This window comes from Romboutsia sp. 13368, from assembly GCF_018336475.1.
Lineage (GTDB): Bacteria > Bacillota > Clostridia > Peptostreptococcales > Peptostreptococcaceae > Romboutsia.
In genome coordinates this window covers 2,023,668-2,033,031 of record NZ_CP048741.1, presented here as the reverse complement: position 1 = coordinate 2,033,031, position 9,364 = coordinate 2,023,668, and the positions used below count along the sequence as shown (strand labels likewise).

Sequence of the window (9,364 nt, the reverse complement as noted above, 5' to 3'; positions counted from 1 at the left end):
TAGTAATTAAAAAAGGTGTCTCAATATGAACTTAATACTTATTCTTAGATACAAAATATCTAAGTGTATTTTATTAGTTACTTATATATTGAGACAGCCTCTTGTAATTTAAAATTTATTTAATCATTTCTAGGATTTTTGCTTCAATGTCATTAGCATTAGGAGCAGCTATGAAATAAACATAATCTCCTACGCTTTCAAGTTTAGAATCAGCAACAGATGTTGCATTATCTTCACCACCATATCCATCAGCAAACATTCTTAAGTTGTTAGTTTTGTAATCTTCTATAGCTTGTTTTACTTTTTCAACATCATCTGTTTTAACTACGAATACATCTTGTAGCTTTACATTTATCATAGCTTGTAAAACAAATCCTTCTTTTATATTATCTTTAATATTTTCAAAAACATAGAATTCTTTTGCATCAACTTCAGCAACTGGCTGAATAGTTAAAAGTGTTTCATTGTTTATAGCAGTTTTTATATCACTAACTGGCACATCCTTAACTTCTGGTGTAGATGAGCAACCAACAAGTCCTAATGTTAAAACTAGTGAAATTATAGCAACTAATTTCTTCATAATATCCCCCTATAAGATATATTTATATGTAATATTTAAATAGATTTTACTATTTATTGTAATAAAATGCAACTTAAAAAAGGATACAATATCTTAACTATTTATAAATCAAGAAAATATATTGAAAAATGACTATAATTTCCTAAATTGTGAATAATCATAATAAAAATTAGTTACGAGATNNNGAATAATCATAATAAAAATTAGTTACGAGGTGAGAAATTATGAGAATACCTAAACATGTAGGTATAATACCTGACGGAAATAGAAGATGGGCGCAAAATCATGGTATGACAAAAGAAAAAGGTTATGAAAATGGACTAGATCCAGGTATTTTAGCATATAGAACATGTAGAGATATGGGTGTAGAAGAAATTACATTTTATGGTTTTACAACTGATAATACAAAGAGACCTTCAGTACAAACTAAAGCATTTACTGATGCATGTATAAAGGCAGCGAATATACTATATGATGAAGGTGCATCTCTTTTAGTTATAGGTAATACTAAATCTCCAATGTTTCCAAAGGAATTACTTCCATTTACAGAAAGAACAAAAGGAAAAGAAGGACAAATAAAAGCAAATTTACTAGTAAACTATGGATGGCATTGGGATTTGAATACTTTGGCAGATGCAGAAAACGTAAATAAAAATAATATACAAAATCATATACAATCTTTTGATATATCAAGATTAGATTTAATTATTAGATGGGGAGGTAGAAGAAGATTAAGTGGATTTTTACCTGTTCAATCTATATATGCAGACTTTTATGTATTAGATGAATATTGGCCAGACTTTGATACAAGTCATATATCACAAGCTTTAAATTGGTATAGCACTCAAGATGTTACACTAGGAGGATAATGTATTTTTAGTAGTATATAAGGCTTTGTAAAAGTTGAAATTTGCCTTTTTGGATGTTAAAATATAATTTATAAATTTTAAAGAATAATAAGTATCTAGAAAGGCGATGAAATGGGGAGCAGAAAAAATAAAAGAGTAGTTAGACTAAAACGTAAGAGAAAAATAAATAAGAAAAAGTTATTATTATTAATTATAGTAGTTGTATTATTTTTATTTGGAATATTTAAATTAACGCAAGGTGCTATTTTAGCAATACAAAATATAATGCCTAAAAAAGAAAATACAACAACTGTAGTAAGCCCACAAATAGAATATGAAACATTACCTACAGAAGTAGATAAAAATATAAAAAAGAAATATACAATATTAATAGATCCAGGACATGGAGGCAATGATAAGGGAACTATAGCACAAGATAAAACAACATTTGAAAAAGATTTAACATTAGAAATAGGTGCATTAGTAGCTAAAAAGTTAACAAAACAAGATGACATACAAGTTATAGTATCAAGAAATGAAGATAAGTACATAAGTCTAGGAGATAGAGCAAAACTTGCAAATGAACAAAATGTAGATTTATTTGTATCTATACATTTAAATGGACAAGTTGGTGGAAATGATGCAACAGGGATTGAAACTTACTATACAACTGGACGAGAAGATGGATCTTCTGAATTAGCAAAACAAATACAAAAAACAGTGACATCCTATATAGATATAAGAGATAGAGGGGYAAAAACTGCTAAATTCCAAGTATTAGAAGAAAGTAAAATGACAAGTGTATTAATTGAATGTGGATTTTTAAGTAATAATGAAGAAGCTAAAAAATTACAAGATAAAGAATACCAAGAAAATTTAGCAGATGGTATAGCACAAGGTATACTTTCATATTTAGATCAAAAATCAAGTTAGTTAAAGATGGGATATCCCATCTTTTTTTATACMAKTTAATATAATTTTAATAGAATTATTTTAAAGTCTTACATATATTAAAAGTAGAATGAAATAGGAGGAAGTTATAATGGATTCTACTTTTAATATAATATCTTTTGATGGTGGAGGAATCAGAGGTGCTTTAAGCATAAATCTACTAGAAAAAATTCAAACTTTAAATCCTAATATTGTAAAAAATGCTAATATGATAAGTGGAACTTCAACAGGTAGTTTAATAGCATTAGGTTTAGCATATGGAATAAGTGCAGAAGAAATAAGTAATTTCTATTCTAAAGAAAATATAGAGTATATATTTGATAAATCTTATTCGATTATTTCAAGACCTAAGTATGAAAATGATCATTTAAAAGAAGTACTACTTAGTATATTTCCAGAAGATTTAAAATTAAAGGATTTAGGTAAGTTAGTTATAATTCCTTCATTTTATCTAGGAGATAAATATAATTCTTGGAAGGCTATGTTTTATAACAATATTCCCAATTCACCAACTGAAGATTTTAGAGTAATAGATGTAGCTATGGCAAGTAGTGCAGCTCCTGTATTTTTTCAAAGTTATGAATCGCACATAGATGGAGGGATAATTGCAACAGACCCTAGTCTAGCAAGTATAATATATGCTATAGATGAAGACTTAGGAAAAAAAATAAAAGATATAAGGTTATTATCATTTGGAACGGGATATTGCTACGATAGTATAAAAGAAGATACAAGTAAATGGGGTGCCATAGATTGGGTAACAAGTAAAGACCCTGATTTACCTATAATTACAGTAACACTAGAAGGAATTTCTCAAGTTAGTCAAATTTTTTCTAAGAAGCTTTTAGATGATAACTATTATAGAATAAATCCAAGAATGGATAAAGATGTAGGTATGGATGATGTTAAAGAACTTGATTATTTAAATGAGTTAGTTGATAAATATGACATAAAAGAATGCACAAACTGGATAAATAATAAATGGAACAAAATATAGTATGCTATAATTAAGTAGAAAAGTATTTATCATATTTAGGGGGAAAATATGGGGAGTTTTTTTGCTATATCTAAACTATACGAAGAAAGTTTGGATATAAATATAAAAAAGAGAAATGGTGTATATTATACACCAAAAATTATAGTAGACTATATTCTAGAAAAAACTATTAAAAATCATGATATACTTAAAAATCCAGAACCTAAGATATTAGATATATCCTGTGGTTGTGGGAATTTTTTATTAGAAGTATATGATGTTTTATATGATTTAATAGAATGCAATATATATGATTTAAAGAAAAGGTATGGAGATAATTATATAAATTATAATACTATTCATAACCATATAATATCTAAATGTATATATGGTTATGATATCGATATAGATGCAATAAATATTTTAAAGAATGGATTAAGAGAAAAAGATATAGACTTACCTGTAGATAAATTTAATATATATTGTGAAGATGCACTAAAGATAAATTTTAATAATAAATTTGATTATATAATAGGTAATCCACCTTATATAGGACATAAAAATTTAGATAAAGATTATAGAAAATATATATTAAAAGAATATAGACAAGTTTATAAAGGAAAATCAGATTTATATTATTGCTTTATTAAAAAAATTATAGATAACTTAGAAGAAAATGGAGTTTGTAGTATCATAACGCCAAGATATTTTTTAGAAAGTCCATCAGCAAAAGATTTACGACACTATATAGATGATAATATTAATATACTAGAAATTATAGATTTCTTAGGATGTGAAGTATTTGAAAATATAGGAATATCTAGTTGCATATCTACATTAAAAAAAGAAAGACAATCACAAAATACAAATATAATTAGAATTAAGAATCAAACCATAGACATAAATAAATTTAATTCCATAGAAGAACTCATAGAAAACAATAATTTTGAAAAATTAACATTAAAAAAAGATAAAATAAATAAAGAATGGATAATACTAAAAGATAAAGATAAGTATTTTTATGATAATATAGAAAAATACTGTAAATATTCCTTAGAACAAATATGTACAAGCTTTCAAGGTATAATAACAGGATGCGATAAGGCATTTATCATAAATAAGAATGATAAAAATATAAATACGATAGAAGATAAACTGCTTAAACCATGGGTGAAAAATAAGCATATTCAAAAATACATAATAGATAGTAGTGAATATAACTTAATATATTCAAATGATATAAAAGATGAATTAGATTATCCAATTATAATAAATGATTTTATAGGAAAATATAAAGAAAAATTATTAAATAGAAGAGAATGTAAAAAAAATATAAGATTGTGGTATGAACTTCAATGGGGAAGAGAAAAGTCTCTATTTGAAAGAAAAAAAATAATGTACCCTTACAAAGCATATAATAATAGATTTGCTATAGATGAAAATAATAATTTTTCAAGTGCTGATGTATACTCATTTTATATAAAAGAAGAGTATGAAAATATATTTTCTCATGAGTATTTAGTAGGAATACTTAATTCTGAAGTATACAATAAATATTTTAAAATAAATGCAAAAAAAATAAGTAGAAATATATATGATTATTATCCTAACAAAGTAATGAAAATAAAGATATTTAAGGATGAGAATTATACAGAAATAGAAAACTTATCAAAAGAAATATTACTTAGATTAAAAAGTGGAGATAAAAAAATAGATGATTTAGAAGTGAAAATAAATAATCTAATTAAAACATCACTTGATATATAATCACAAATATAAACTTCCAACATATAATATATGTAGATTAAAGGGGAGGTATATTTATGATAAATACAAGAATAGACCAGGCTACTAAAACTGTATATGTAGATGTAAGTGGATATATAACTACTAAAGAAGCAAATGAATTTTTAAATAAACATAGACAAATGACTAAAGGTATGAAAAAATCACAATATAAATTAGTAGTAACACCTTCTCAATTTGAATGTGAAAATGATAGTGATATAAAATCTGTTTGTATTGGATTATACAAAGGTGGATATAAACAAATATATATGGTAGATCCTAAAGGATATATAATGAATACTGTAGCATTAAGTTCTATGGAACAAAAGGTGTTTACAAAAGTAGCTAAGTTTGTAAAATCTATAAATGATATAAAATAGTATAGTTTTAAATTATAAATAAAAGATATATACTTAGGGATGTATAAGTAGTACAAATACATCCATTAGATATATGAGCGAAGCGAATTTTTTATTAAATAGGTGATTTCATGAAAGGTTTAGTATTAGAGGGTGGAGGCACTAAAGGTGCTTACCAAATAGGAGCATATAAAGCATTAAGAGATTTAGGAATAGAATTTCAAGGAGTAACAGGAACGTCCATAGGTGCATTAAATGGTGCATATATAATTCAAAATGATATAGAAATAATGGAAGATATATGGTTAACATATGATTATACTCATTTTTTTAACATGGATGAAGAAACTTATGAAAAATATAAAAATATGGACTTTACAGCAAAAAATATAAATACTGTTATAGAACTTATAAATAAAGCTAGAAAAAATGATGGAATAGATATAACTCCTCTTAAGGAACTTATAGAAAAAACATTAAACGAAGAAGCTATAAGAAAATCAAATAAAGACTTTGGTCTTGTTACAGTTTACTGGGATAAAAAAATAAATCCACATCCTTTATATATAGAGGATATACCAAATGGTAGGCTAGTAGATTATTTAATAGCTAGTTCAAGTTTACCTATTTTTAAATTAGATAAAATAGATGATAAACTTTTTTTAGATGGAATGTTTTTTGATAATATGCCTATATCACTTTTAGAACAAAAAGGGTATAAGGATATAGTTGTTATAAGGCTATTAGATGATTTTTTAGGAAAAATAAACTTAAATAAGCATCAAAATATAAATGTAAAAACAATAATTCCATCAGAACCTCTAGGAGGATCTTTAAATAAAGATAAAGATAGTGTTTCAAAAAACATAAATTTAGGCTATCTAGATGCTATGAAGGCATATGATAGATATGATGGAAATAAATACTACTTTAATGTAGATTATATGTTTGATGAAGATTATTGTTTTGAAAAATTTAAAAGAATGAAAAAAGAAACAATAGAAAATCTTTTAGATTTATTTAACATAAAAAGAGAGCCAAATCTTAGAACTTTACTAGAAGTTTTGATACCGAAACTTGGGGAAAATCTTGGACTAGATAAAGATTTCTCATATAAAGATTTATTCTATTGTATATATGAAAAAAAATTAGAAGAAAATAATATCAATAGAATTCAACTTTATGATTTTCGTAAACTTTACGATGTTGTAAATAAAAATATAAATGAAAATAAGAATATAGTTTTATCTTATGAAACTAAAACTATAATGCCAATACAAAAAAATAAAGTAATAAAGTTATCTACGAATAATATAATAAAAGATTTTTCAAATCAATCTTAAAAAGTATATGGAATATAGTAGATATCTAGGATTTAAGATTCAACAAAATTATAGAAATTTTATCCAAAGCAATGTATAATAAAATTAGATTAATTAAAGCAAATAAATACTTTAGAGTAAATTTTGGAGGTTTTGAAATGGAGAAAAATGTAAGTATAAAGAATACAAGTGGATTACATGCTAGACCAGCGGGTATGTTTGTTAAGAAAGCTGCTGAATTTAAGTCAACAGTAGAAGTTATAGCAAAAGGAAAAACTGTAAATGCTAAATCTATAATGGGTATAATGAGTTTAGGATTAGGTCAAGGTGATGAATTAACAGTTGTTGCTAATGGAGAAGATGAAGCTGCAGCAGTTAATGCATTAGTTGAGTTAATAGAAGGTGGATTTGGAGAATAATAATTTAACCTCGGTTTTACCCGAGGTTTATTAATATATATTTAATGTATTTAATTTGGGAGGAGTATTATGTATAAAGGAACAGGGGCATCTCCAGGGATAGCTTTAGGAAAGGCATTAGTAATAGAACATAGCGAATTAGTTATTGAAAAAAAGACTATCGATAATATAGATATAGAAATACAAAAACTACAAGATGCAGTAAAAATATCAAAAGAAGAATTAATTAAGGTCAAGGAAAAGGCTTTATCTGAGCTTGGAGAGCATGAAGCTGAAATATTTGAAGCTCATTTATTAGTATTAGAGGATCCTGAATTAATAGATTCTGCAATATCGAAAATAAAAGATGAAAAAGTTAATGCAGATTATGCACTAAACGAAATAAAAGAAATGTTTGTTTCAATGTTTGAATCTATGGACAATGAGTATATGAGAGAAAGAGCAGCAGATATAAAGGATGTTACAAACAGAGTTTTAAGACATATATTAGGCATAAAAGTAGTTGATTTAGCAGGACTTGATGAAGAAGTTGTATTAATAGCACATGATTTAACTCCATCAGATACAGCGACTATGAATAAAAGTATGGTACTTGGTTTCTTAACTGATATAGGTGGAAGAACCTCTCATACTGCTATAATGGCTAGAACATTAGAAATAGCTGCTGTAGTTGGGTTAAATGATATAACTAAAAAAGTTAAAGATGGAGACTATATTGTGTTTAATGGAGATACTGGTGAAGTTATAGTTAATCCTGATGAAGAAACTAAAGATAAATATGCTTCATTAAAATCRGAATTTGAAGAATATAGAAAATCACTAGAATTATTAAAGGGACAAGCATCAATAACTACTGATGGTAGACATGTTGAACTTGCAGGAAATATAGGTAGCCCTAATGATGTAGAAGGACTTATAAAAAACGATGCTGAAGGTGTTGGACTTTACAGAACAGAATTCTTATATATGGATAAAGAAGATGGATTCCCCAGTGAAGAAGAACAGTATGAAGCTTATAAAGCAGTACTTGAAGGAATGAATAATAAGCCTATAGTTATAAGAACATTAGATATAGGTGGAGATAAGGAACTTCCATATTTTGAAATGGAACCTGAAATGAATCCATTCTTAGGATACAGAGCTATAAGACTTTGCTTAGATAGAAAAGATATATTTAAAACTCAACTAAGAGCTTTATATAGAGCAAGTATACATGGAAAATTAAGAATAATGTTCCCTATGATATCATCACTTGAAGAATTACTATCAGCTAAAGAAATAATAAAAGAAGTATTAGCACAAATGGACAATGAAGGTATAGCATACTCTAATGATGTAGAAGTTGGTATGATGATAGAAATACCATCAGCTGCAGTTATATCAGATGTATTAGCTAAACATGTAGATTTCTTTTCAATAGGAACTAATGACCTTATACAATATACTTGTGCAGTAGATAGAATGAATCAAAAAATAAGTCATTTATATAACCAATTCAACCCAGCAGTACTTAGACTTATAAAGATGGTTATAGATAATGCTCATAAGGAAGGGAAATGGGTTGGAATGTGTGGAGAATCTGCAGGAGATCAAAGAATGATACCTATACTATTAGGATTTGGTCTAGATGAGTTCTCTATGAGTCCAATATCTATACTTCCAGCTAGAAAGTTAATAACTTCTTTATCTTATGAAGATATGAAAAAATTTGCTGAAGAAGTTTTAACTATGGGAACAGCAAAAGAAGTAAAAGAATACATTGATAAAACTTTTAATATATAAAAAAGCTTGAAGACATCATGTCTTCAAGCTTTTTATTGATATAATTAAAATATTAAATTTTATCAAAAATAAATTAATTGACAGCGAAAAATAAATATTTTACCATTAACTATATAAATGATTAAAAGTTTATATTGAAAGAGTAGATATAAAATATAGTTCAATCAAGCTGGAGATGGTGCAAGTCCAGTACGAGGTTTATATTGAAAAACATCTATAAGCTGTTAACTGAAATTTATATATTAGGATTAGCAGGAATCAATCGGTTATCAGATTGAACTGTATAGAGACATATATACAGATGAGTGGACTTAAAGTAAGTCAATAAGAGTGGTATCA

The 9,364-nt window shown here is 26.2% G+C and carries 9 protein-coding genes; 8 read left to right on the top strand and 1 reads right to left on the bottom strand.

Annotated elements, in window-relative coordinates; all coding sequences use genetic code 11:
* Positions 1 to 115 precede the first annotated feature (115 nt).
* Complete coding sequence (locus tag G3997_RS08425; protein ID WP_296645349.1) at positions 116 to 580, bottom strand: DUF4358 domain-containing protein; 465 nt, start codon at positions 578 to 580, stop codon at positions 116 to 118.
* 224 nt (positions 581 to 804) lie between these two features.
* Here G3997_RS08425 and uppS point away from each other — a divergent pair, with 224 nt between their 5' ends.
* The 8 genes from uppS to ptsP all read left to right on the top strand — a co-directional run bounded on the left by uppS (position 805) and on the right by ptsP (position 9,025).
* Positions 805 to 1,449, top strand: a complete 645-nt coding sequence (gene uppS / locus G3997_RS08420; RefSeq protein WP_296645348.1) for a polyprenyl diphosphate synthase — start codon at positions 805 to 807, stop codon at positions 1,447 to 1,449.
* A 111-nt stretch (positions 1,450 to 1,560) separates the two neighbouring features.
* Positions 1,561 to 2,361, top strand: coding sequence for an N-acetylmuramoyl-L-alanine amidase family protein (locus tag G3997_RS08415; protein WP_296645347.1), 801 nt, complete (start codon positions 1,561 to 1,563; stop codon positions 2,359 to 2,361).
* A 109-nt stretch (positions 2,362 to 2,470) separates the two neighbouring features.
* The gene (locus tag G3997_RS08410; RefSeq protein WP_296645346.1) at positions 2,471 to 3,376 is read left to right on the top strand and encodes a patatin-like phospholipase family protein; all 906 of its coding nucleotides are present in this window, start codon (positions 2,471 to 2,473) and stop codon (positions 3,374 to 3,376) included.
* A 48-nt stretch (positions 3,377 to 3,424) separates the two neighbouring features.
* A complete protein-coding gene (locus tag G3997_RS08405) occupies positions 3,425 to 5,122 on the top strand; it encodes an Eco57I restriction-modification methylase domain-containing protein (RefSeq protein ID WP_296645345.1) in 1,698 nt (565 codons plus the stop codon).
* Between the two features lie 56 nt (positions 5,123 to 5,178).
* Positions 5,179 to 5,523: a hypothetical protein gene (locus tag G3997_RS08400; protein ID WP_296645344.1), complete on the top strand. Its 345-nt coding sequence runs from the start codon at positions 5,179 to 5,181 to the stop codon at positions 5,521 to 5,523.
* Positions 5,524 to 5,633: 110 nt separating this feature from the next.
* A complete protein-coding gene (locus G3997_RS08395; RefSeq protein ID WP_296645343.1) occupies positions 5,634 to 6,845 on the top strand; it encodes a patatin-like phospholipase family protein in 1,212 nt (403 codons plus the stop codon).
* A 137-nt stretch (positions 6,846 to 6,982) separates the two neighbouring features.
* Entirely contained in the window at positions 6,983 to 7,243 is a 261-nt protein-coding gene (locus tag G3997_RS08390) for an HPr family phosphocarrier protein (RefSeq protein WP_296645342.1), read from the top strand.
* A gap of 66 nt (positions 7,244 to 7,309) precedes the next feature.
* The gene (gene ptsP, locus G3997_RS08385) at positions 7,310 to 9,025 is read left to right on the top strand and encodes a phosphoenolpyruvate--protein phosphotransferase (protein ID WP_442971275.1); all 1,716 of its coding nucleotides are present in this window, start codon (positions 7,310 to 7,312) and stop codon (positions 9,023 to 9,025) included.
* Positions 9,026 to 9,364 lie beyond the last annotated feature (339 nt).